The 21,168-nt window shown below is 71.1% G+C and carries 20 protein-coding genes and 1 pseudogene; 8 read left to right on the top strand and 13 right to left on the bottom strand.

The genetic code is table 11. The features are described from left to right. Positions 1-53: 53 nt before the first annotated feature. Genes tsaB through LPC04_RS07165 form a run of 3 tightly spaced genes read left to right on the top strand, consistent with a single transcriptional unit; the run spans position 54 to position 2,238 of the window. Complete coding sequence (gene tsaB, locus LPC04_RS07175; protein WP_275681490.1) at positions 54-821, top strand: tRNA (adenosine(37)-N6)-threonylcarbamoyltransferase complex dimerization subunit type 1 TsaB; 768 nt, start codon at positions 54-56, stop codon at positions 819-821. After that, positions 818-1,315 carry a ribosomal protein S18-alanine N-acetyltransferase gene (gene rimI / locus LPC04_RS07170; protein ID WP_275681489.1) on the top strand — a complete coding sequence of 166 codons (498 nt, stop codon included), beginning with the start codon at positions 818-820 and terminating at the stop codon, positions 1,313-1,315. Before tsaB ends, rimI begins: the two co-directional genes overlap by 4 nt. Next, positions 1,312-2,238 carry a uracil-DNA glycosylase gene (locus tag LPC04_RS07165; RefSeq protein WP_275681488.1) on the top strand — a complete coding sequence of 309 codons (927 nt, stop codon included), beginning with the start codon at positions 1,312-1,314 and terminating at the stop codon, positions 2,236-2,238. Before rimI ends, LPC04_RS07165 begins: the two co-directional genes overlap by 4 nt. A gap of 76 nt (positions 2,239-2,314) precedes the next feature. Here LPC04_RS07165 and glmU read toward each other — a convergent pair whose 3' ends face one another. The 5 genes from glmU to LPC04_RS07140 all read right to left on the bottom strand — a co-directional run bounded on the left by glmU (position 2,315) and on the right by LPC04_RS07140 (position 6,927). Next, a complete protein-coding gene (gene glmU / locus LPC04_RS07160; RefSeq protein WP_275681487.1) occupies positions 2,315-3,703 on the bottom strand; it encodes a bifunctional UDP-N-acetylglucosamine diphosphorylase/glucosamine-1-phosphate N-acetyltransferase GlmU in 1,389 nt (462 codons plus the stop codon). A gap of 154 nt (positions 3,704-3,857) precedes the next feature. Then, positions 3,858-4,556 carry a DUF4136 domain-containing protein gene (locus LPC04_RS07155; RefSeq protein WP_275681486.1) on the bottom strand — a complete coding sequence of 233 codons (699 nt, stop codon included), beginning with the start codon at positions 4,554-4,556 and terminating at the stop codon, positions 3,858-3,860. 183 nt (positions 4,557-4,739) lie between these two features. Further along, positions 4,740-5,684, bottom strand: a complete 945-nt coding sequence (gene ttcA / locus LPC04_RS07150) for a tRNA 2-thiocytidine(32) synthetase TtcA (RefSeq protein ID WP_275681485.1) — start codon at positions 5,682-5,684, stop codon at positions 4,740-4,742. Continuing rightward, positions 5,681-6,079 carry a dihydroneopterin aldolase gene (locus LPC04_RS07145; RefSeq protein WP_275681484.1) on the bottom strand — a complete coding sequence of 133 codons (399 nt, stop codon included), beginning with the start codon at positions 6,077-6,079 and terminating at the stop codon, positions 5,681-5,683. Before LPC04_RS07145 ends, ttcA begins: the two co-directional genes overlap by 4 nt. Then, positions 6,076-6,927, bottom strand: a complete 852-nt coding sequence (locus tag LPC04_RS07140) for an SDR family oxidoreductase (protein WP_275681483.1) — start codon at positions 6,925-6,927, stop codon at positions 6,076-6,078. The genes LPC04_RS07145 and LPC04_RS07140 overlap by 4 nt, the downstream gene beginning before the upstream one ends. Before the next feature lie 20 nt (positions 6,928-6,947). On the opposite strand from LPC04_RS07140, the gene LPC04_RS07135 reads away from it, so the two are divergent. The 3 genes from LPC04_RS07135 (at position 6,948) to LPC04_RS07125 (ending at position 8,861) form a co-directional block, all read left to right on the top strand. Continuing rightward, positions 6,948-8,189, top strand: coding sequence for a class I SAM-dependent methyltransferase (locus LPC04_RS07135; protein WP_420854700.1), 1,242 nt, complete (start codon positions 6,948-6,950; stop codon positions 8,187-8,189). 11 nt (positions 8,190-8,200) lie between these two features. Then, on the top strand, positions 8,201-8,392 hold the full coding sequence (locus tag LPC04_RS07130) for a DUF2905 domain-containing protein (RefSeq protein ID WP_275681482.1): 192 nt from the start codon (positions 8,201-8,203) through the stop codon (positions 8,390-8,392). A gap of 115 nt (positions 8,393-8,507) precedes the next feature. Then, on the top strand, positions 8,508-8,861 hold the full coding sequence (locus LPC04_RS07125) for a carboxymuconolactone decarboxylase family protein (RefSeq protein ID WP_275681481.1): 354 nt from the start codon (positions 8,508-8,510) through the stop codon (positions 8,859-8,861). A gap of 52 nt (positions 8,862-8,913) precedes the next feature. Here the strand turns inward: LPC04_RS07125 and LPC04_RS07120 are convergent, their stop codons facing one another. From LPC04_RS07120 to LPC04_RS07095, 6 genes and pseudogenes are all read right to left on the bottom strand, one after another. After that, on the bottom strand, positions 8,914-9,459 hold the full coding sequence (locus LPC04_RS07120) for a cysteine hydrolase family protein (protein ID WP_275681480.1): 546 nt from the start codon (positions 9,457-9,459) through the stop codon (positions 8,914-8,916). A gap of 93 nt (positions 9,460-9,552) precedes the next feature. Continuing rightward, positions 9,553-10,074: a hypothetical protein gene (locus LPC04_RS07115; protein ID WP_275681479.1), complete on the bottom strand. Its 522-nt coding sequence runs from the start codon at positions 10,072-10,074 to the stop codon at positions 9,553-9,555. Between the two features lie 18 nt (positions 10,075-10,092). Then, on the bottom strand, positions 10,093-11,829 hold the full coding sequence (locus LPC04_RS07110) for a phosphorylase family protein (protein ID WP_275681478.1): 1,737 nt from the start codon (positions 11,827-11,829) through the stop codon (positions 10,093-10,095). 142 nt (positions 11,830-11,971) lie between these two features. Continuing rightward, a pseudogene (locus LPC04_RS07105) lies at positions 11,972-12,616 on the bottom strand (tRNA nucleotidyltransferase/poly(A) polymerase-related protein); the annotation flags it as partial. After that, positions 12,613-14,814, bottom strand: coding sequence for a lytic transglycosylase domain-containing protein (locus LPC04_RS07100; protein ID WP_275681477.1), 2,202 nt, complete (start codon positions 14,812-14,814; stop codon positions 12,613-12,615). The gene LPC04_RS07100 and the pseudogene LPC04_RS07105, both read right to left, overlap by 4 nt. Before the next feature lie 70 nt (positions 14,815-14,884). Next, a complete protein-coding gene (locus tag LPC04_RS07095; RefSeq protein ID WP_275681476.1) occupies positions 14,885-15,571 on the bottom strand; it encodes a glutathione S-transferase family protein in 687 nt (228 codons plus the stop codon). Between the two features lie 533 nt (positions 15,572-16,104). Here LPC04_RS07095 and LPC04_RS07090 point away from each other — a divergent pair. Further along, complete coding sequence (locus tag LPC04_RS07090) at positions 16,105-16,677, top strand: hypothetical protein (RefSeq protein WP_275681475.1); 573 nt, start codon at positions 16,105-16,107, stop codon at positions 16,675-16,677. A gap of 6 nt (positions 16,678-16,683) precedes the next feature. Here the strand turns inward: LPC04_RS07090 and LPC04_RS07085 are convergent, their stop codons facing one another. Continuing rightward, the gene (locus tag LPC04_RS07085; RefSeq protein WP_275681474.1) at positions 16,684-18,210 is read right to left on the bottom strand and encodes a hypothetical protein; all 1,527 of its coding nucleotides are present in this window, start codon (positions 18,208-18,210) and stop codon (positions 16,684-16,686) included. A 4-nt stretch (positions 18,211-18,214) separates the two neighbouring features. Continuing rightward, positions 18,215-19,912, bottom strand: coding sequence for an Hsp70 family protein (locus LPC04_RS07080; RefSeq protein ID WP_275681473.1), 1,698 nt, complete (start codon positions 19,910-19,912; stop codon positions 18,215-18,217). 482 nt (positions 19,913-20,394) lie between these two features. Between LPC04_RS07080 and LPC04_RS07075 the strand changes: the two genes are divergently transcribed. Then, positions 20,395-21,153, top strand: a complete 759-nt coding sequence (locus LPC04_RS07075) for a molybdate ABC transporter substrate-binding protein (RefSeq protein ID WP_275681472.1) — start codon at positions 20,395-20,397, stop codon at positions 21,151-21,153. The last annotated feature ends 15 nt before the right edge of the window (positions 21,154-21,168 follow it).

Raw genomic sequence — 21,168 nt, 5'->3', positions numbered from 1 at the left:
ATCGCCTTCGTTCCCTGTATTTCGCTCGCGCCCGTCCGGGAAGGGACACGCGCGTGAGGCTGCTGGCCATCGACAGCGCCACCGAACGGCTGGCGCTCGCCGCGATCGACGACGGCCGCGTGCCGGGCGCGGCGCTGTCGCGCGCCGCCTGCCGCATCGAGCCGCTCGACCTCGACGGCGGCGCCGCCGCCTCGGCGCAGGCGTTGCCGATGGCGATGGCCCTGCTGCAGCGCCTGGGCTGGACGTTCGCCGATCTCGACGCCATCGCCTTCGGCCGCGGCCCGGGCGGCTTCACGGGCCTGCGCACGGCGTGCGCCGTCGCGCAGGGCCTGGCGTTCGGGCAAGGGCTGCCGGTGGTGCCCGTCGACAGCCTGGCCATCGTCGCCGAGGACGCCGCGCGCCGCGCCGGGCTCGCGGCGGGCGCGATCGTCTGGGTGGCGATGGACGCGCGCATGGACGAGGTCTACGCCGGCTGCTATCGCGACGACGGCGATGCCGGCTGGTCGGCTGTGGTCGAACCGTCGTTGACCACGCCCGAGGCCTTGCATGCGCTGTGGCGCGACGCGCCGCCCGCGTTCGTCGCGGGCTCCGCGCTGCCGGCCTTCGGCGACCGGCTGCAGACCGGCGCCGCGCAACGCGTGCCCGACGAACAGGGCCGCGCCGCCGCCCTCGGCTGGCTGTCCGCCGCCGGATTCGCGCGCGGCGACGCGGTGCCGGCCGACCAGGCGCTGCCGGTCTACCTGCGCGACAAGGTCGCCCAGACCACGGCCGAACGCGAGGCCGCGAAGGCCTTGCGCGGTGCAACGGGGGCCGCGCGATGAGCGCCGTCCGTTCGGAACCCGCGGCGCGCGAGCCGTCGCTGCGCGTCATGACGGTCGGACAGCTCGACGCGGTGCTGGCCATCGAGGTGCAGGCCTACGCCTTTCCCTGGACGCGCGGCAACTTCATCGACTCGATCGCGGCCGGCTACCTGGCCCGCGTGCTGGTCGGCAACGACGGCGAGCTGATCGGCTACTTCGTCGCCATGCCGGGCTTCGAGGAGATGCACCTGCTCAACGTGACGGTGTCGTCGCGCCACGAAGGCCAGGGCCATGCGCGCCGCCTGCTGGCCGAGCTCTATGCGCTGAGCGCGAGCTTCGCGGCCACGGCCGTCTGGCTCGAGGTGCGCGAAAGCAATGCGCGCGCGCGCGCTCTGTACCTGCGCGATGGCTTCACCGAGGCCGGCCGCCGGCGCGACTACTATCCGGCGCCGGCCGGCCAGCGCGAGGACGCGATCCTGATGACGCGGCTGCTCGTGCGCGAGGAGCCGCGATGAGCTGGAGCGAGCGTCAACGGCGCATGCTGGCCGCGATGGGCGTGCGGCTTTGGTCGCCCGCGGCCTCGGCGCCGCCGGCTGTCGCCGCGGCCGCGGTCGCGGAAGCTGCCGCCGAGGCGACCGTCGCCGAGCGTGTGGTCGAAGCTCCCGCGACGCCCCCGGTGGCGCAGCAGCCGCCGCGCGCGACCGCCCCCGCGGCGCCGCCCGTCCGCGCCCCCGCGCCGGCGCCCGCGCGCGCGACGACCATCGCCGCGGCGGCCGCGTCCGTGCAGGAGACGATCGCCGACACCGCGCTCGCCGAACGCGCCGCCCACATCGCCACGCTGGCCTGGGGCCCGCTGCAGGACGCCGTCGCCGCGTGCACGGCCTGCGGCCTGTGCGAGAGCCGGCGCCAGACGGTGTTCGGCGTCGGCCACGCGCAGGCCGACTGGATGATCGTCGGCGAGGCGCCGGGCGAGCAGGAAGACCTGCAGGGCGAACCCTTCGTCGGGCCGGCCGGCCAACTGCTCGACCAGATGCTGCGCGCCGTCGGCCAGTCGCGCCGCACCGACGCCGGCGAGGGCCGCGAGGACGACCAGGCCGGCGATCCGGCGCGCCGCGTCTTCATCGCCAACACGCTCAAGTGCCGGCCGCCGCGCAACCGCAATCCGGAGCCGGACGAACTGGCGCGCTGCGAGCCGTTCCTCAAGCGGCAACTCGCGCTGGTGCAGCCCAAGCTGATCCTGGTGATGGGGCGCTTCGCGGTGAAGCAGCTGCTCAAGTCGGATGAGGCAATCGGCAAGCTGCGGGGGCGGGTGCATCGCTATGAAGGCATCCCCGTGATCGTGACGTACCACCCGGCGTATCTGTTGCGGAACATGCCGGACAAGGCGAAGGCCTGGGAGGACCTGTGTCTGGCGAAGGCGACTGCTGACGCGCCTTGACCGCTTGCCTGCGGCGCTTGTTGCCGTCCGCTGCGCGGCCGGCAACAAGCGCCGCAGGCGATCAGCAACCCGCGAACTACCTGGCCTTCTTCTGCGGCCGCGACCAGCCGGCAAACGCCACCTGCCGCGCCCGCCCGATGGCCAGCGACCCCGCCGCCACTTCCTTGGTGATCGTCGACCCGCCACCAATCGTCGCCCCATCGCCAATCGTCACCGGCGCCACGAGCACGCAGTTCGATCCGACGTGCACATCAGCCCCGATCACGGTGCGATGCTTGTTCGCCCCGTCGTAGTTCGCCGTGATGCTGCCCGCGCCATAGTTGACGCGCTCGCCGACGGTCGCATCGCCGAGATAGGCCAGGTGGTTCGCCTTCGCCCCATCCGCCAGCGTCGAATTCTTGACCTCGACGAAGTTGCCGATGTGCACCTCGCTGCCGAGCCTGGCGCCCGGCCGCAGCCGCGCGAACGGCCCGATCAGCGCCCCGGCCCCCACGCTCGCGCCCTCGATGTGCGTGAACGGATGGATCACCGCCCCTGCCGCGATCTGCGCGTCGCGGATCACGCAATGCGGCCCGACGCGCGCGCCGTCGGCGATCGTCACCGTGCCCTCGAAGACGCAGCCGACGTCGATCTCGACATCCATGCCGCACGCGAGCGTGCCTCGCAGGTCGAAGCGCGACGGGTCGGCCAGGCGCACGCCGGCCTCCATCAGAGCGTCGGCGTGACGCCGCTGCAGGCGGCGCTCCAGGTCGGCCAGCTGCAGCGGGCTGTTGACGCCCAGCACCTCGGTCTCGTCCGCGGCCGACGCCGTGCAGACCTCGACGCCGTCGGCCACCGCGTGCGCGACGACGTCCGTCAGGTAGTACTCGCCCTGCGCGTTCTGGTTGGTCAGGCGGGCGAGCCATTGCTTGAGCAACGCGGTCGGTGCGGCCAGGATGCCGGTGTAGACCTCGGAGATCTGGCGCTGCAGCGGCGTCGCGTCCTTCTCCTCGACGATCGCCTGCACCGCGCCGATGCCGTCGGCGTCGCCGGCTTCGGCGGTGCGCACGATGCGGCCATAGCCGAACGGGTTCGCGAGATCCACCGTCAGCAGCGCGAGCTTCGTGCCGCCGCAGGCGTCGACCAGCGCGCGCAGCGTCGCCTCGCGGATCAGCGGCACGTCGCCGTTGAGGACCAGCGTGATGCCGTCGTCGGGCAGCGCGGGCACGGCCTGCTGCACGGCGTGGCCGGTGCCCAGCTGCGGCATCTGCCGGACGAACACGCGGTGTTCGCCGGCGAAGGCGGCCTCGACGGCCTCGGCGCCGTGGCCGGTGACGACGATGCAGCGCTCGGGCGCGAGGGCCTCGGCCGTGGCCACCACGTGACCGAGCAGCGGCTTGCCGCCCAGTCCGTGCAGCACCTTCGGCCGCGCCGAGCGCATCCGCGTGCCCTTGCCCGCCGCCATGATCACGACGCTGAGTGCCATAAAGAAATTCCGGTTCGTGTGAGGAACCGGAATGATATCGGGCCCCCACGCTCCTCCGTCGCTGCCCCCCGAGGGGGCGCTCGGTTCGGCTCGGATGGCGATCCTCGCTTCCCGAGAGCTTGGACGGCCCTGCGGGCAGTTGGGAACCCGTGACTCAGGCGCTGGGCATGCTCGCGGCCGGTGCCGGAGGCGCCGCCGACGGCACCATCGGCAGCTCCACGCGTACGTTGTGCGCGTGGTCGTCGGCGCGCGGGAAGTCCTTCATCGAGGCGTCGAACATCGCGGCGAGCAGGCGGTCGCCGCCCGAGCTGTAGCCGTCGGAGCTGGCGCGCGTCTCGTAGAGCGCCTTGCCGGTATCGGCGTCGCGGATCAGCAGCGCGACTTCATGAAGGTAGATGTCCGGCTCGGGCGGGAACGGGGCCCAGAGGCCGCGCCGGTAGCCGTACGGGCCCCACGGACCCCACGGGCCCGGCCCGACCCAGCCGCCGTAGCCGAAGCGGCGTGGGCCGCCCCACCAGAACGGATCGTCCCAGGGCGCCTGCTCGAAGCGCTCGGTGCGCGCGCCGATCTGCACCATCACCGCGGGCTTGGTGCCGTCGGCGGCGGGATGGAATCCGGCGCCGGCCAGGGCCTGCGCGGCGGCGTTCTCCAGCGACTGCTGGCGCTGCGGATTCTTCTGCTGCGACGGCAGGCGGTCGAACGCGTAGGTGCCCGGCGCGACGCCCGCGGGCCATTCGCCGAAGGTGGCGACGGAGGTGTCGACCGAGTTCATGGCGGCGCAGCCGGAGAGCAGCGCCGCGCCCGCGACCGTGGCGAGCGCAGCGAGGTGTCTAGTGGTGTGGATGAGGGTCATGTCAGGCTCCCGGATGCCGACGACGGCACCCCGATGGCGAGCATCGCGCCCGCGTGTAACTCGAGTATGTACCGGCACGCGGCGCGCCCGCGGGGTCGCTTTCCAGAGGCTGACGCTGGCCTTGCGCGCGAGCGGCGGGCCGCTGTCCGTGGATCCCGCCTGGCCGCGCCGCGGTTCACGCGGTCAGACGATCCGGATCACGCCCGGCTTCGGCGTCGCGCAGGTCTCGTCCTCGTCGAACGCGATGTCGCCGCCGGGCTCCGGCCGGCCGCTGGCCTGGATGGTCGTGAACGGGAACAGCTGGCGATCCATCATGTGCGACGGCGTGATGTTGGCCATCGCGCTGAAGATGTTCTCGATGCGGCCGGGATACTGCTTCTCCCACTCGCGGATCATCTGCTTGACCTGCACGCGCTGCAGGTTGTCCTGGCTGCCGCACAGCGTGCACGGGATGATCGGGAACTGCTTGTGGTTCGCCCAGCGCACGAGGTCGGTCTCGTCGACGTAGGCGAGCGGCCGGATGACGACGTTCCGGCCGTCGTCGCTCACCAGCTTGGCCGGCATGCCCTTCAGGCGGCTGCCGAAGAACATGTTCATGAACATCGTCACGACGATGTCGTCGCGATGATGGCCCAGCGCGATCTTGGTGCAGCCGAGCTCGCCGGCCACGCGGTAGAGGATGCCGCGGCGCAGGCGCGAGCACAGCGAGCACATCGTCTTGCCGGGCTCGATGTGCTGCGTGACGATGGAGTAGGTGTCCTGCTCCTCGATGTGGAACGGCACGCCGCGCGCACGCAGGTAGTCCGGCAGCACGTGCTCCGGGAAGCCGGGCTGCTTCTGGTCGAGGTTGACCGCGACCATCTCGAACTTGACGGGAGAGCGCTCGCGCAGCGACAGCAGGATGTCGAGCATGGCGTAGCTGTCCTTGCCGCCGGACAGGCACACCATCACCTTGTCGCCTTCCTCGATCATGTTGTAGTCGATGATGGCCGCGCCGACCTGGCGGTGCAGGCGCTTCGACAGCTTGTTGATCTCGTAGGCCGCCTTGCGCTTCGCGGCCGTGGCCTGCTCGTCGAACTGGGCCGGCGCCGCTTCGGCGATCAGGTCGTCTTGTCGTTCGAGGCTCATGCTGCTTCCTTCAGGCCGAACACCTCGACGCCGACGGCCTCGCAGTCCGGATAGACGTCGGGCTTCTCGGTCGACACCCGCGCCGCGCGCACGTTCGGATGCGCCAGCATCAGCGCCAGCACGTCGTCGCACAGCGTCTCCTGCAGGTGCACGTGGCCCTTGGACATGCGCACGGCGATCGTCGAGCGGATGAAGTCGTAGTCCAGCACCTCGTCGAGCTGGTCGGCCTTGGGCGTGGACAGCGCGAGCGGCACGTAGAGGTCGACGTTGATCAGCACGCGCTGCTCGCCCTTCTTCTCGAAGTCGTGCACGCCGATGTTGATCATCACCTCGTAGTTGCGCAGGAACAGCCGGCGGCAGTCCATCAGGGTGGGGTGGTGGAGAAGGCTGTTCATGCGGAGGTCTTCTTGGATGCGTTTTGATCGTCGCGGGCGAGAAACAGGACGTCGCGCGCTTGCCCGATCAGGTGCTGGCCGCCGTCGACGGCGAGGTCGACGCCGGTGATCGCGGGCGACTCGATGAGGAAGCGCACGGCGCGCGCGATGTCCTCGGGCGTGGACGAGCGGCCCAGCGCGGTGAGCTTGTGGGCCTTGGCGAACTCGTCCTCGTCCATCGGGCCGGACACGAGCGTGATGCCCGGCGACACGCCGCACACGCGCACCGCGGGCGCGAGCGCCTGCGCGAGCAGCACCGTGGCCTGCGCGAGCGCGGCCTTGGTCAGCGTGTACGAGAAATAGTCGGGGTTCGGGTTGTGCAGCTTCTGGTCGAGGATGTTGACGACGCACGGCGTCGCGCGCGCGTGAGGCGCCTGCTCGCGCGCCTGCGCGGCGAGCGCCTGCGCGAGCGCGACCGGCGCGGCCACGTTGCTGCGCGTCAGCGATTCGAGCAGCGCGGGGTCGAAGGCGGCCGGGCTGTCGTACTCGAAGCGCGACGCGCTGTTGACGACGGCGTCGACGCGGCCGAAGGCCTCGGCGACCGCGGGCAGCAGCGCGGCGGTGGCGGACGGGTCGGCGAAGTCGGCCGCGAACGGCTCCGCGCGGGCGCCGGCGGCGCGCAGTTCGTCCGCCGTCGCCATCGCCTCCGCGAACGATCGCGGGCTGGCGCCGCGATGGTGCAGCGCGATGTCGAAGCCCGCGCGCGCCAGCTCCAGCGCGATGACGCGCCCGATGCGGCGCGCCGCGCCGGTCACCAGGGCGACGGGGCGGGACGTCTTTTCGGCGTCAGGGTGGTGGGCGGTGGCCATGATCCCTACAATTTGACTCGATGCAGCGCAATTCCAGGCCCGGAGAACCGGGCGCCACGACAGATTCCTCGACCGCCTCGCGCCCCGACGACGCGCTGGTCGCCAGGATCGCGTCCCGCATTGCCGAAGCCGGCGGCTGGATGCCCTTCGACGACTTCATGGCGGAGGCGCTCTACGCGCCGGGCCTCGGCTACTACAGCGGCGGACGCCGCATCTTCGGCCTCGGGCCCGAGGGCGGCAGCGATTTCGTCACCGCCCCCGAATTGTCGCCGTTTTTCGGCCGCGCGCTGGCCGTGCAGGTGCGCGAGGCACTGGCCGCGTCCGCCACCGGTCGCGTCTACGAATTCGGCGCCGGCACGGGCGCGCTGGCCGAGCAGATCCTGGAGGCGCTGGACGCCGACGACGCCGACGACGACGGCATGCTGCGCCAGCCCGTGGACTACACCATCGTCGAGCTCTCGGGTCACCTCCGGGAACGCCAGCAGCAGCGCCTCGCGCGCTTCGCGCCGCGCGTGCAGTGGCTCGATGCCTGGCCCGAGACGATCGAAGGCGTGGTCGTCGGCAACGAAGTGCTCGACGCGATGCCCGTCAAGCTGCTGCAGCGCTCGGGCGGGCGCTGGCACGAGCGCGGGGTCGTCGACTTGCAGGATCCGGCGTCTGCGGCACGTGCCGTCGATCCGGCCAACGACGGCTCGCATCGTTTCGCGTTCGCCGACCTCGACGCCCCGTTCTCGCTCGAAGGCGAGACCCAGGCCGCGGACGCGCTGAAGGACGGCTTCTTCATCGACGGCAGCGTCACCGAGATCCACACCATCGCCGAGAGCTTCATCGCGAGCCTGGCCGACCGGCTGCAGCGCGGCGTCGCGATCCTGGTCGACTACGGCTTTCCCGAGCACGAGTACTACCACCCGCAACGCATCGGCGGCACGCTGATGTGCCACCAGGCGCACCGCGCCGACGGCGATCCGCTGGTCGACATCGGCGACAAGGACATCACCGCCCACGTCAACTTCTCGGGCATCGCGCTGGCGGCCCAGGAGGCCGGCCTGACGGTGCTGGGCTACACCTCGCAGGCGCGCTTCCTGATCAACTGCGGCCTGGTCGACCTGCTGGCCGCCGCCAGCGTGGGCGAGCGCGCGAACGCGCAGAAGCTCGTCAACGAGCACGAGATGGGCGAGCTGTTCAAGGTGATCGCGCTGGCGCGCGGCTGCGAGCTCGACCCGGTCGGCTTTCGCGCGGGCGATCGCTCGCACATGCTGTAGCGGGACGCGCCATGCGCCTGCTGCTCGTCCTGCTGCTGTGCCTGCTCATCTTCAACCGCTTCGGCGACTGGATGAGCCGCCACGGCTTCGGCAAGCTGCCCGGCGACCTGCGCTTTCGCATCGGCAGCCGCACGTTCTTCCTGCCGCTGGGCAGCAGCGTGGTGCTGATGCTGATCGCCAGCGCGATCGCGTGGATCAAGTAGCGAGACGCTGAAGCAATCCGGGTGGACTTCCCGGCATGGAAAGTCTCGTCCAATCGGCTCACACTGCCTGCATCGGCGCCGGACATCTCCGGCGCGATCAACGCAGGAGACGATCATGCTGAACTGGCTCGACTACCGCAAGCAACTCGCTGGCCGCATCGGCCAATTCGCGAAGCTCTCGCCCGGCACGGTCCAGGGCTATCAGACGCTGTCCAGGGCCGGCGCGTCGACGGGGCATCTGGACGCCAAGACGCGCGAGCTGATCGCGCTGGCCGTGTCGGTCACGACGCGTTGCGACGGCTGTATCACGGTGCACACGGCCGAAGCGGTCAAGCTCGGCGCGACGCGCGACGAGATCGCCGAGGCGCTGGGTGTCGCGGTGGCGCTCAATGCGGGTGCCGCGATGGTCTATTCGGCGCGGACGCTGGACGCGGTCGATGCGTATTCGGCCGCCGCACAGGCCGCCTGAGCTTGCGGCCCGGCCGACGGCGATGCGGCGCCGTGCCCTCGTGGCGGAACGTTCAGCCGAACGCGATCTCGGCGGCCGGCACCGCATCGATGGCGACGTGGAAGCTGCTGATGTTGCGCAGCGTCTCGTTCTCGTGCAGCCGGATCTGCAGCCCGGTGGCGTGCGGCTTGTCGTGCGAGGTGTGGGCGTCGGCGGCCAGCGTGACGGCGTAGCCGCGCGACGCCGCGCCGCGCACGCTGGAGTCGACGCAGAACTCGCTCGAGTAGCCGCACACGGTCACGTGGCGCACGCCGCGCTCGGCCAGCAGCGCGTGCAGCTCGGTGCGCAGGAAGGCGTCGGACATCTTCTTGCGCACGAAAAGATCCGACGGCGTCGCCATCAGGCCCGGATGCAACTGCCAGCCCGGCGTCTCGGCCACGAGGTCGCCCGAGGCGGTCTCGTGCTGCACCCACACGACCGGCACGCCAGCCTCGCGCGCGCGTGACGCGAGGCCATTGATGCGCGCGACGACCGCCTCGGCCTCGGGCGGCTCGGGGTCGAACAGGATGGTCTGCATGTCGATGACGACGAGGGCGGTCTCTTTGGCGGGGATCTTCATGGCGGGGGTGGGTCTGCGGACGTGCCCATCATCGATGGATCGGCGCGCGGTGTAAACGGCAGCGCGAGAAGCAGACTCCTGCGCCAGGGCGGATCAATTGCTCGCGAGGTTGGCTGCCAGGGCCTTGATGCGCGCAAGCCGGATCGCGTCGGCGATGGCCGGGCCCTTGAGGCCTTGTTCGATCGCCCGCGTCGAGACGCTGCGCGTGTCGACTTCCTGCGCGATCTTCAGGGCCGCGGCCAGGCGCGCTCGCTGGGGGTACGGCCGCACCTCGAGGCCCAGCCGGCCGATGGCGTCGCACTCGCAAGCGACCAGCATCTGCAGGAAGCGTTCAGGACGTCGGAAAGCGTCGCTGCGTTCGAGCAAGCTCAGGAGCCCCGCCTCGTCGAGCTGCGCGCTCGCGTGGACGTTCTCGTGCTCGCGCGCGGTGAGCAATGCGAGTTCGGCGCAGTCCGCCGGCACCCGCAGGCGCTCGCTGATAGCGCGCGCATCAGGGGTCGAGTCCGCAATCCCGGCCGTGACGAGACACGCATACCGGATGGGCAGCGGCGCGAGTGCGTCGGCACAGGCCGTCAGCACGAGCATCCGTTGACCGCCCAGTGAGATGGTGCGCATGTGTGGCCTGCGCGCGCGTCAATGCGCCGCGGCGTCGAAGAACGCACGGGCAACACGTATCGCGAAATCAATGGCGTTCTCGACTACCGCGGCCTGGGTCGACCGTTTCGCCTCCTGCCCGCCTGCACTTGGGGCGGGCGCCTCGCCGCGATCGGCGACGGCCTTGATCCAGAGCGCGGGTAGTCGCTCGGTCGCGCGGTAGAACGCGAAGCCTTCCATGTCGACGGCGGCGACGTCGGGAAATGCATGGGCGATCAGCGCTATCACATCGGCAGAAGGATTCTCGATCTTGGCGCTGCTGCTCGCCAAACCCTTTCGTGTCTCGACCTTGTAGTCGGTGACATCCGGCCCCAGGATGTCCGCGAGCTTGTAGAGCTGCTTGGCCACGCGCTCCCCGTGCGGACGGTATTCGGTGCCCGCTTCGACTTCGCGTCGATGGTCGAGATTGAAGACTTCGTTCGGAACGACGACCGTGCCAGGCGGCAGCGCGGCCTCGGGCATGCCCATGCACATGCCCACCATCAGAACGATCGTGGGACGCAAGTCGGCGATCAGGCTGGGAACGTAGCTCGCGGTCTCGACCTGGGCCTGGAAGGATGAAGCCACCAGCATCCAGTCCACATCGGTGGCGCCGTCGTGGAACAGCACGCCGAAATCGTCGGCGAACGGCTTGAGCTTGCCCTGCCCGAATTCGACCGTCAGTGCTCTCTTGACGGCAGCCATCTCGACGGTGGCCGCGGCGACGCACAGCACGGATCGGCGTGGCGCGTTGGCTGCAGTGTTGTTTGTCTGGTTCAGTGAAGTGCCCTCCTCGTTGTGAACCCTGACTTCGGCGGAAAGACCGACGAGTTCGAACTCAGAGTTCAGCAGTCTCCAGGCGTGTTGCGCGGAAGTGCTGTTGGGCAGCAGCGCCTTGGCCTCTCGGTGCACGGCTTGCCTCGCTTGCTGAAGCAAGGTTTGGTCGGGTGCGGGCGACATGAAGAGACGCTGCATGGCGGCGACCATCTCCAGCATCGACATGCAACTGCGCAGTCGGCGGGCGTGACCTCGCCACTGCTCGCCCGGCACCAGCGCCGGAGCATGGCCGACGATGCCCTGACGATCCAGCAGGATCGAGGTTTCGTCGATCTGCTGCGTCCGGTTCTTCTCGAGGACCTGGGTCTCCACCGCCTTGCTGATCTGTGGGTGCTTCGTCAACAGGGATGCCAGCAGGCGGTCGTCAGGGGGCGGTGTCTCCCCGAGATCGCGGATGCTGATGCAGGGAAATACTCTGTAGTGGCGCGGTTGCGGCAAGGCGCGGCGATCGTTCGAGGTGGCGACAGCCATCCATGTGCGCGCCAGGCCCATCAAGGCCGCGTGATTCGAGAGCTCCCGCAACGCCTGAATTCGATCCAGGTTCTCGACTTCGAACGGCTCGCACTCCAGGCTCAGGCAGACGTCGCGCCCGTAGACGTGCAGCCCGGCGTTGACGTCGATGGACGCCGCGCCGGCCGCGTCACCGAGCGGCGCGAGATAGGGCGCCCGGCCGCGCGCGATACCGAACGCCTTCAGCCTCGTCTGGGTGTTGCTCAGGAAGAGCTTCGTGGGATCCAGGGTGAAGGGGCAGAAGTCCGTCTGGATCGTCCCACCGATGTCCGATAGGAACGTTCCGGAACGGCGAACGTCGAACAACGACGAAAGGCCGGGAGCATACGTCGCGACGCCGTCCTGCATCGGGGCGAAGATCTTCCACATCAATCGGATCGAGTGGGACATGGCGCGAAAGGGTTGAGGGCGGACGGGAGGGATTCGAACCCTTCCGAAAGATCGCGAGGACCTCCTGGACCACCCGGGCCCGTCCATTCATTCAGTCTAACTTGAGCCGGAGCAAGCTCTGAACGTCCGAGGCGACGCGTCAGGGGAGACCGAACAGCGCGTCGACCTCGGGCAGCAGCTTCGCGAGCGCGCCGACGCTGCGCAGCACCTCGAACATGCGCGCCGGCGCGCGTTCCATCAGCCCGCGCGACAGCTCCTGCCACACCCGCTCGGCGACCAGCGCGTCGACCTCGCCGGCGTCGACCATCTGGCGCATCAGCGCGATCGTCTCCGGCGCGACGGTGAAGTCGGGCCAGCGCGCCGCGAAGCGGGCCAGGCGCAGGATGCGCACCGGGTCCTCGGCGAAGGCCTCGGAGACGTGGCGCAGCACCTTGGCGGCCAGGTCGCGCTGGCCGCCGTACGGGTCGACCAGCGTGCCGTCCTCCTGCTGCGCGATCGCGTTGATCGTGAGGTCGCGCCGGACCAGGTCCTCCTCGAGCGTGACGTCGGGCGCGGCGTACACCTCGAAGCCGCGATAGCCCGGTCCGGTCTTGCGCTCGGTGCGGGCGAGCGCGTATTCCTCGTGCGTCCGCGGATGCAGGAAGACCGGGAAATCCTTGCCGACGGGCAGGTAGCCGGCGTCCAGCATGTCCTGCGGGCTCGCGCCGGTGACGACCCAGTCGCGGTCGTTCACCGGCTCGCCGAGCAGGCCGTCGCGCACCGCGCCGCCGACGACGTAGGTCTTCATGGCATGTCCGCTGCAGGCGGTTGTTCGGCGTCGCGCGGGCCGATCTGCGGGCCCAGGCGAGGGCGCAGCTGCGGGCCCTTGTCGCCCAGCAGCGCGGCGTAGATCGCGGCGTTGGTCATCACCTTCTTGACGTAGTCGCGCGTCTCGTAGAACGGCACGTTCTCCGTCCACACTTCCGGCGCCAGCATCAGCCCGCCGCGCCAGCGCCGCGGCCGCGCCGGGCCGGCGTTGTAGGCGGCCGCGGCCATCGGATCGGAGCCGCCGAAGCTCTCGAGGACCATCTTCAGGTAGAAGCTGCCGATGCGCAGGTTGGTCGACGAATCGGTGATCAGCTCGGGCCGGTACGCGATGCCGGCCTTCTTCGCCGCCCACTTGGCGGTGGCCGGCATCAGCTGCATCAGGCCGTTGGCGCCGACGGCCGAGCGCATGTTGCCCATGAAGCGCGTCTCCTGGCGGATCAGGCCGAACACGAAGGCCGGGTCGAGCCCGGCCTTGGTGGCGGCCTCGACGATGTCGCGCCGGAACGGCAGCGGGTATCGCTGCGCGATGTCGATCTCGGCCTTGGTGCGCTCGCTGGTGTTGATGCACAGCTGCCAATCGGACTGGTCGCAGGCCCATTGCGCGGCGGCGAGCAGGTCGCGGTCGCCCATGCCGCGCAGCGTGAAGTTCCACTCGCGGCGGCCTTCGTCGCGCATGTCGAGCGCGGTGAGCGCGAGCCCGCGCAGCAGCCCCGGGTTCGCGTGCGCCAGGCCGCGTTCCAGCGGCGTGAGCGGCACCGGCCTGGGCGGCAGGACGAACTGCCCGCCGAGGTCCTCGGCGCTGAGCAGGCCGTAGAAGCTGACGTTGGCCGACAGCGTCTTCAGCTGGCGCCGCGCCTCGGCGATCGCGGCCTCGCTGTCGGCGCCGGGCGCGGCCAGGCCCAGCGACAGCGCGGCCTGCGCGCGCCAGTACGTCCAGTTGTCCTGCGCGCGCTCGGTGGCGCTCATCGCGTCGATCGCGCGCGCCACGTCCTTCCAGCGCTGCGTGCCGCTGCCCGCGCGCAGCGCCGCGCGCGCGTGCCAGCCGAGCGTCTCGTCGCTCCAGTCCGGCGGCCCGGGCTTCTCGCCCTTGTGCGGCTTGCGCGCGGCCCACGCGCGGTCGGCCCAGTCGACGGCGTCGGGCAGCAGCGACTGCGCGCCGTGCCGGGCGATGACGGCCCAGGCCCAGGCGGCGTTGTCGGCGCCGATGGCCGACTGCCAGCGCTCCTGCAGCTGCAGCGCCGCGGCGGCCGGATCGCTCGCGCCCATGCGGGCCAGCGCGATCGTGACCATGTCGTTGCGGCGCGTGGTGGCGACGTCGGCCTTGCGGGTGATGAAGCGCGCCGGGTTGTCCAGCAGCGTGCCCATCTCCTTCGACGCCGGCTTGCCGAGGATCTGCGCCGCGCCGCGCAGCGCGCGCTCGGCGCTCTTGGCGGGCAGCTCGGACGCCTGCCGCATGCGGCGCCAGACGTCGGCGTCGGTGAAGACCTTGTCGTCATAGAGTGTCTGCGCCATCAGCTGGCAGCCGCCGTCGATGTCCTTGATCGCCAGCCACTGCGCCAGCGCGGCGTCGTGCACCTCCTTGCCGGCGAGGTGGTCGACCAGCGTCGCGTAGCACGTGACGCTGCGGTCGTCGTTCATGCGAAAGCGCGGGTAGTCGCGCTTGAACGCGTCCCAGTCGCGGCGATGGCCCACCTCGAGCAGCCAGTCGTTGCGCAGCCGATCCTCGACGTAGCTGCCGGGCCAGCGCGCATAGAACTGCTCGACCTCGTCGGAGCTCACTTCCGACAGGCGGTTCGTCAGCTCCCAGTAGTCGACCCAGGGCGTCAGCGGCAGGTGGTTGGTGAACGCGGTCGCGCGCAGCAGCGCGAGCCGGGCGCGGTCGCGGCGCAGAAAGGCGTCGTGCGCGTCGCGGATGACGTCGTCGCTGGCGTTGGTCGCGTTGCCGGTGGGGGAATTGGCCGTCGTGGCCGGCGGCAGCGCGGCGGCCTCGGGCGCGGAGGCCGCCGCCGGCGCGACGGCCTGCGCGGCCGCGACGGGCGGCGTGTCGGCGTCCATGCGCAGCGTCACCGGCGCGGGGCTGGCCTCGGCGATCGGCTGGGAGAAGGCGGGGCTGCCGGACAGCAGCGCGAGCGTGGCAAGCACGAGGGGCGCGAACGCGGAGAACGGGGCATCGGACATGTGCGTCCAATATACCGAAGGAACCCCGCGCGACCCGCGCGCGCCGGCGTGGCCGCGTCGCGCCTTCGCGTCAGTCGCGCGACGTGCGGTAGTCCTCCTCGAACTGCAGGAATTCCTTTTCCTCCAGCGCGTCCCGGATCCACGCCGCCGTGCCCTTGGCGGCGAAGACGCGCGCCATGTAGGCGGCGACGTCGTCCGGCACCGGCAGCGCGTAGGTGCGCAGGCGCGTCACGACCGGCGTGAAATAGGCGTCGGCGATGGAGTAGTCGCCGAACAGGAACGGGCCGCCGGACTCGGCGAGCGCCTCCTGCCAGAGCTGGATCACGCGCGCCAGGTCGGCCCGGGCCGCCGCGTTCCCGGCCAGCACGCGCTTGCCGACCTCGGGCAGCGAGGCCTCGATGTTCATGCCGAACGCGCCGCGCAACGCCGAGAAGCCGCTGTGCATCTCGGCGCAGACGCTGCGTGCCCGCGCGCGCCGGCGGGCGTCGCGCGGCCACAGGCCCTTGTCCGGGAACTTCTCGGCCACGTATTCGGCGATGGCCAGCGTGTCCCAGATCACGAAGCCGTCGTCCTCCACGAGCAGCGGCACCTTGCCGACCGGCGACAACGGGCCGATCGCCGCCTTGAACTTCGAATCGGGCGCGAAGCTGTCGAAGCGCACCATCACTTCCTCGAACGGGATGTCGAACTGGGTGAGCATCACCCACGGCCGCATCGACCAGGACGAGTAGTTCTTGTTGCCGATCAGCAGCTTCATGCGGGTTCCAGTGCGTGGGGTTGTCGCGGGAAATCGACTGTAGCCGGGGTGCGGCTAAGAGGTAATGCGGATTGCGCATCGCGTCGATGTCGCGGCCGCATCCGTGCCGCGGCTGGCCGTGTGAGCCGCCGCACTGACCGCGGCGGCCAAACTGTGGGCCCCGCCAACGGGGGGTGCCCAAACCCCCCTTTTGGGGAAGCGGGCGCTGCCCAGTTCGGCGAAACTTCTTTCATCGGGCCGTTGCGCTATCCCTAGCATGCGGTCCGGCAGCAGTTCGGCGGGTTTCGACACGTCCTTGCCTGCCTGGCGACGCGCTGATCCGGCGCGCACGAAGCAGATCTGCTCCCTGAGTTAAGTAGTCGCCTGCTGTCGATTCGGGCGCGAAGAGCCGAAAATCTGCAAGGAAATGGGCGGCCGTCCCGACGAGTCGTCCCGACCCAGTCTCCCTGACGGAGCACGGGCCGCGCTGGAGTTCGGTGATGGGAAGGCGGCAAGACAGTCTTCCGACAACGAACCGGCCCCGGAGGAAAGACATGTTCAAGCCACTCTCCCGCTCCAACAAGAATTCGCATCGTTCGAACGGCGGTTTCGCCGACACGATGTTCGTCCACGCCGATGGCGACGACGACTACAGCGGCTTCGCGCCCACCCAGATGTTCGAGGAGGAGGACGACGCCGCCCCGATGCCCGTGCAGGCGAATCCGCATGCGGCGCGGGCCGCGGCGTCGACGTCGCACACGGCGCTCGAGCGCGCGGCCAGCATGTCCGCGCCGGCGGCGGCGCAGGCGACGGCCACGGAGGACGCGTCGATTCCGCAATCGTGGGTGACCTCGCAATGGGTGGCGGCGCAGGAGGCCAAGGCGCACGAGGCCGCGAACCAGGCCCGCGCCGTGATCGCGGCGCAGCGCCGCGCCGACGAGCAGGCGGAGGCCGCGCAGCACCACGCCGCGATGCCCGCCGCGCCCAGGACCGGCCTGGCCCGCCTGCGCGCGGCGCTCGGGCGCCTGCTGCCCGGCGAATTCCGCAGCCTGCTGCCGCTGTTCATCGGCGTGACGGTGACGGTGGCGCTGATCTCGGCGGTGCTGCCGCTGCTCGACAAGCCCTGATCCGGCTCAGTTGCCGCCGCCGAAGGCGTGCACCAGGCGCAGGAGCGCGAACAGCACCCAGGCGCCGAACCACAGCATGCGCCAGCGGTTCTGACCGCCGCCCGGTTGCCCCAGCTTCACGAGCGTGAACGGCCGGGCGCGCGGCGGCCGCTCGCGTGTCGCGATCTCGAGCGGCTGCAGGCGCAGCGCCGCGCGCATCGATGCGAGGCGCTTCAGGAAGCCGAGCCGGCGGCCGAACGGCCGACCCGGCGGCGTCGCGTTGCTGCGCACGAGCCCGTCGAATTCGAGGCGATCGACCGCCTCGCGCCACTGGAACGGCATGGCCAGCGCGAGTTCGATCCAGGCCGCGACGCGCCAGGCGAGTGACGCCACGAGCAGCGCCAGCGGTGTGCCCAACAGCGCTGCAACCGCGAGCGCCCTCGATCCTGGCTCCGGCGTCACGGACACGATGGCGGCCAGCCATGCGCCGACGACGGCGACGATGCCCACGATGATCTTGTTGCCGAGGATCGCGCGTGCGACGACGCGCGCCCGGTGCGTCTCGGGCAGCTTGGCGATCACCTGCAGCAACCGACGCAGTCCGAACACGATCGCGGTGGCGACCAGCGCCCACACGGCCGCGTTCCCCAGATCCGGCGCGAAGGCTGCCACGGCGAGGCCGACCAGCAGGTCGGTGCTCGCCGGCCCGCGCATCCGCTGGAGGGCGACGGGGTTCAGGCAGGCCGCGAGCGGCCGGGCGTCGGCGTCCTCGCTGGCGTTGCGCCAGCGCTCGGCCCAGAACCCGGCCTCGACCGCCGCCGGCCGCCAGACCAGCATGAGCCTGCCCGGCCGCGTCGAATGAAGCCGCCGCAGCCACGCGTTGCCGCTGAAATGCCGCGCATGGACCAGGTCGCGCGACAGCGCCAGCCGCGCCTCCATCTGCCGCAGCGCCCACGGCGACAGCCAGCTCGACAAGCGGGCCGGGTGGCGATGCCAGTCGAACGCGCGGCCGGTCTCGAACAGCAGCGTCAGCGGCGGCGCGTCGGCCTCGATGAACCAGCGCATCAGCGCGAACTCGAGCGCCTGGCTGTCGTCCAGCGTCGCCTGCGTGCGCGCCGCCAGCAGCTCGCGCAGCGCGGGCAGGTGGGCCTCGTCGTCGCTGCCCGTCGCGGCCGCGGCCTGGCCGTGGAAGCGGCGGAAGTGCGCGGCCAGCGCGGGCTCGGCGTCCTGCTCGGCAGGCGTCTCCTCGACGGGGGGCGGCGCGATCACCTCGACCGGGGCGGCGGCCCCGGTGGCGAGCGGGACCGCGTCGATCCCGGCTTGCGCGACGGCCTCGACCTGCGCCGTCGCGACTTCGGCCTCCTCGGCACGCTCCGCGGCCAAGGCCTCGCGCCGGCGCGCGTGCGGCAGCACGACCTCGTAGGCCTCGCGGATGCGCGCGAAGTCCTGCGGATGCGTCTCGGGCCGGAACTCCTTGATCAGCGCGGCATAGCGCCGGCGCAGCTCGGGCACGGCGACGTCGGTGGCGACGCCAAGCGTTTGCCAGGGCGTCATGCGGCTACCAGACGGGACCGCGCTCGAGCGTGTCGAGCGCGACGGCGAACTGCTTGCGGGCCTCGGCGATCTCCTTGCCGTCCTGGCGCGACAGCACCGCCTCGAACTGCCCCAGCCAGCGGCCCACCTGCTCGCGCTCGTCGCCCAGCAGTTGCTCGTAGAGGCGGTTCGCGCGTTCGAGCACGAGGCGGTTCTGGTCCTGGTCGCGCGGGTGCACCTTCAGCGCGGCGAGCTCGACGCGCCGGCGCGCAATCTCCTCGTCGCTGATGTCGCCCGCGAGCTTGCGGATCACGAGGTTGCGCTCGATGCCGTGATCGGCCACGGCGATGTCGACGTCGAGGATGCCGTTGACGTCGTAGGTGTAGCGCACGTCCACCTTGACCTCGCCGGCCTTCAGCGGCGGGATCTTCAGCGCCACGCTGCCCAGCTCGATGTTCTGGCTGCAGTGGCGCGACTCGCCCTGGAAGATGTCGACCGACAGCTTGGCCTGGTTGTCGGCCACGGTCTGCACGGTCTTGACGCGGCTGGCTGGCACCACGGTGTTGCGCTCGATCACCGGCAGGAAGACGTCGCCGATGTGGCCGCCGTGGCCGTCGGACTCGCTGATGCGGATGCCCAGCGTGTGCGGGCAGACGTCGGTCAACACCATCTCCTCGAAGGCCTCGTCGCGGCTGGTCAGGCCGGCGCACACGGCCACGCCGAGCGCGATCGTCTGGTCGGGATCGAGGTGGCGCGCGGGCAGGCGGCCGAACAGCTGCGAGACGAGGCGCCGCACCATGGGCATGCGGCTCGCGCCGCCGACCAGCGCGATCTCGTCAAGGTCGGCCACGCGCAGACGCGCGTCGCGCAGTGCGCGCTCGATGGGCGCGCGCAGGCGCTCCAGCAGCGGCTCGCAGGCCTTCTCGAACTCGGCCTGCGTGACGGCGAGCCTGCCCAGGCCGAGGCCTTGCAGGTCGACTTCGCAGGCGGCGGCGGACGCCAGCGCGCGCTTGGCCGATTCGGCCGCGAAGCGCAGCGCGCCGTTCTTCGCCGGCTCGGCCAGCGCCTTGTCGTCGAGCGACGCCTTGCGCGCCAACAGCTGCACCATCGCCTCGGTGAAGTCGTCGCCGCCGAGGAAGGTGTCACCGCCGGTGGCGCGCACCTCCATCACGCCGGAGAAGCGCTCGAGGATGGAGACGTCGAAGGTGCCGCCGCCGAGATCGATGATCAGGAAGGTGGCGTCGGCGTCGCGCTCGTGGATGCCGTGGAACAGCGCGGCGGCGGTCGGCTCGTTGACCAGGCGCAGCACCTTCAGGCCGGCCAGCTCGCCGGCCAGGCGCGTCGCCTTGCGCTGCTGGTCGTTGAAGTAGGCGGGCACCGAGATGATGACCTCCTCGACCTTCTCGCCGGTGGCGTGTTCCGCGTCGGCCTTCAGCGCGCGCAGCACCAGGGCGGACAGGTCCTCGGGCCGGTACTGCACGCCGGCCAGCGTCAGCTTCTGCCCGGTGCCCATCAGGCGCTTGAACGAGGCGGCGCTGCGCTTCGGGTGCGTGACCAGGCGCTCGCGCGCGGTGGCGCCCACCAGCAGGCTGCCGTCGGCATCGACCGAGACGGCCGACGGCGTCAGCACGCTGCCGTGGACGTTGGCGATGGGCGTGGGCACGCCGTCCTTCAGCCAGGCGATGAGGCTGTTGGTGGTGCCGAGATCGATGCCGAAGATCACTGGGTCCCTCCCTGGACGTTCTTCCAAGATTTTATTGGCAGCTCTGGTGGGCGTTCGTTGCCTGCCTGCGGCGCTGTCTTGCCCGCCGCTGCGCGTCGGGCGTTCCTGGGCGGCATGGCCGCTGCGGCAGGGCGGCCGGAGACTTGGCGCTCCGGCTTGCCGAGCGTCGGATTCGGCGGCCTGAACGGCCTTGAATCCCAGGGCCTCCCGTCAACTTCAGACCGCGCAACGCCCGCGGGCCGCGCCCGGGGCCCTGGCGCACACGCCACCCATGGCCCTGGTCGCGCCGGTCGCGCCTGCGATCCAAGTCCCCGGCCACCCTGCCGGTCGGCGCATCTGCTTTTGGAAGAGTCAGCGTGCCTCGGCCCATCGAGGGCCTCGGCAGCCCCGGCGCCGTCCGAACGCTGCGGATTCGACGCTCACTCGCCGGCACGCGGCCGCTGCGCGTCCGCGACGCAAGCCACTTCGCTACGATGCGGGGCATGGCCTTCCCTCATCGCGTCCTTCTCGCCCTGGCCGGCGTGTCGCTGGCGACATCCACGCTCGCCGCCGACCTCAGGGTGCTCGCGTCCGGCGCGACCAAGGCGCTGGTCGACGCCTCGGCGGCCGAGTTCGAGCGGCGCACCGGCCACCGTCTCGTGGTGGAGGGCGGCACCGCCGGCGCGGTGACGCGCCTAGCCCTGGCCGGCGAGGCCTTCGACGTCGTCATCGTCACCCAGGACGGCGTGGACGCGCTGGCCAGGCAAGGCAAGGTGGATCCGCGCTCGGTTCAGCCGCTGGCGCGCGTGGGCATCGGCGCCGCGGTTCGGCAGGGGGCGCCGACGCCGAAGATCGCCACCGCCGACGAGTTCCGGCAGGCGTTGCTGGACGCCCGCGCGATCGCCTACATCGATCCGGCGGCTGGCGGCTCCAGCGGCATCTACCTGTCGCAGCTGTTCGAACGCATGGGCATCGCCGACCGGATCCGGCCCAAGGCCGTGCTCGTCGACGGCGGGCTGGTGGCCGACAGGCTCGTCGACGGCCGGGCCGACCTCGCCCTGCAGCAGATGAGCGAGCTGGTGGGCGTGCCGGGCGTCGTCGTGCTGGGCACGCTCCCGCCCGAGTTCCAGCACTTCACGACCTACGTCGCGGCCGTCGGGCAAGCGAGCACCGACAAGGCCGCGGCGCGGGCGCTGATCGAGCAGTTGCAGGGCGCGCCCGCGCGCCGCTTCGCGGCCGAGCACGGGATGCAGGCGCCGTAGCGCGCGGGGCGGCGG

Source organism: Scleromatobacter humisilvae (assembly GCF_023231945.1).
GTDB classification, from domain to species: Bacteria; Pseudomonadota; Gammaproteobacteria; order Burkholderiales; family Burkholderiaceae_C; genus Scleromatobacter; species Scleromatobacter humisilvae.
The sequence above is the reverse complement of the archived record's forward strand: the minus strand, read 5'-3'. Positions and strand labels throughout refer to the sequence as shown.

Coding starts and splice junctions, on each gene's coding strand:
- LPC04_RS07095 (WP_275681476.1), bottom strand. CDS start 15,571: ATGAAGCTGCTGATCGGCAACAAGAACTACTCGTCCTGGTCGATGCGG.
- LPC04_RS07145 (WP_275681484.1), bottom strand. CDS start 6,079: ATGAACAGCCTTCTCCACCACCCCACCCTGATGGACTGCCGCCGGCTG.
- rimI (WP_275681489.1), top strand. CDS start 818: ATGAGCGCCGTCCGTTCGGAACCCGCGGCGCGCGAGCCGTCGCTGCGC.
- LPC04_RS07085 (WP_275681474.1), bottom strand. CDS start 18,210: ATGACGCCCTGGCAAACGCTTGGCGTCGCCACCGACGTCGCCGTGCCC.
- LPC04_RS07110 (WP_275681478.1), bottom strand. CDS start 11,829: ATGTCCCACTCGATCCGATTGATGTGGAAGATCTTCGCCCCGATGCAG.
- LPC04_RS07165 (WP_275681488.1), top strand. CDS start 1,312: ATGAGCTGGAGCGAGCGTCAACGGCGCATGCTGGCCGCGATGGGCGTG.
- ttcA (WP_275681485.1), bottom strand. CDS start 5,684: ATGAGCCTCGAACGACAAGACGACCTGATCGCCGAAGCGGCGCCGGCC.
- LPC04_RS07100 (WP_275681477.1), bottom strand. CDS start 14,814: ATGTCCGATGCCCCGTTCTCCGCGTTCGCGCCCCTCGTGCTTGCCACG.
- LPC04_RS07155 (WP_275681486.1), bottom strand. CDS start 4,556: ATGACCCTCATCCACACCACTAGACACCTCGCTGCGCTCGCCACGGTC.
- LPC04_RS07135 (WP_420854700.1), top strand. CDS start 6,948: ATGCAGCGCAATTCCAGGCCCGGAGAACCGGGCGCCACGACAGATTCC.
- LPC04_RS07115 (WP_275681479.1), bottom strand. CDS start 10,074: ATGCGCACCATCTCACTGGGCGGTCAACGGATGCTCGTGCTGACGGCC.
- LPC04_RS07130 (WP_275681482.1), top strand. CDS start 8,201: ATGCGCCTGCTGCTCGTCCTGCTGCTGTGCCTGCTCATCTTCAACCGC.
- LPC04_RS07120 (WP_275681480.1), bottom strand. CDS start 9,459: ATGAAGATCCCCGCCAAAGAGACCGCCCTCGTCGTCATCGACATGCAG.
- LPC04_RS07090 (WP_275681475.1), top strand. CDS start 16,105: ATGTTCAAGCCACTCTCCCGCTCCAACAAGAATTCGCATCGTTCGAAC.
- LPC04_RS07075 (WP_275681472.1), top strand. CDS start 20,395: ATGGCCTTCCCTCATCGCGTCCTTCTCGCCCTGGCCGGCGTGTCGCTG.
- LPC04_RS07140 (WP_275681483.1), bottom strand. CDS start 6,927: ATGGCCACCGCCCACCACCCTGACGCCGAAAAGACGTCCCGCCCCGTC.
- glmU (WP_275681487.1), bottom strand. CDS start 3,703: ATGGCACTCAGCGTCGTGATCATGGCGGCGGGCAAGGGCACGCGGATG.
- LPC04_RS07125 (WP_275681481.1), top strand. CDS start 8,508: ATGCTGAACTGGCTCGACTACCGCAAGCAACTCGCTGGCCGCATCGGC.